This window comes from Mycobacterium syngnathidarum, assembly GCF_001942625.1.
GTDB classification, from domain to species: Bacteria; Actinomycetota; Actinomycetes; order Mycobacteriales; family Mycobacteriaceae; genus Mycobacterium; species Mycobacterium syngnathidarum.
On record NZ_MLCL01000025.1, the window covers coordinates 1 to 543 of the forward strand.

Genomic DNA, 543 nt, shown 5'->3' on the forward strand with positions numbered 1-543 from the left:
CCGGTGGCCTAACCCTTGTGGAGGGAGCCGTCGAAGGTGGGATCGGCGATTGGGACGAAGTCGTAACAAGGTAGCCGTACCGGAAGGTGCGGCTGGATCACCTCCTTTCTAAGGAGCACCACGAAAAACACTCCCAATTGGTGGGGGTGTAGCCGTGAGGAGCTGGAGCGCTGTAGTGGCGCCGGCTTGGTGCGCAACAAACGTGATGGAACTGCCAGACACACTATTGGGCTTTGAGACAACAGGCCCGTGCCCCTTTTCTTGGGGGGTGGCATCCGGTTGCGGGTGTCGGCGTGTTGTTGCCTCACTTTGGTGGTGGGGTGTGGTGTTTGATTTGTGGATAGTGGTTGCGAGCATCTAGCACGCAAAGAGATGAGGCTCTCGCCGCCTGTATGGGTGGTGTGGGCCAGTTGCTTTGTGTGTTGATGTGCAATTTCTTTTGAAACTCATTTTTTGGTTTTTGTGTTGTAAGTGTTTAAGGGCGCATGGTGGATGCCTTGGCACTGGGAGCCGATGAAGGACGTTGGAGGCTGCGATATGCCT

The 543-nt window shown here is 55.6% G+C and carries 1 rRNA gene; it reads left to right on the forward strand.

Annotated features, from left to right (window positions below):
* Window positions 1–108: ribosomal RNA gene (locus tag BKG60_RS07520) — 16S ribosomal RNA — on the forward strand; the annotation flags it as partial.
* Between the last annotated feature and the right edge of the window lie 435 nt (window positions 109–543).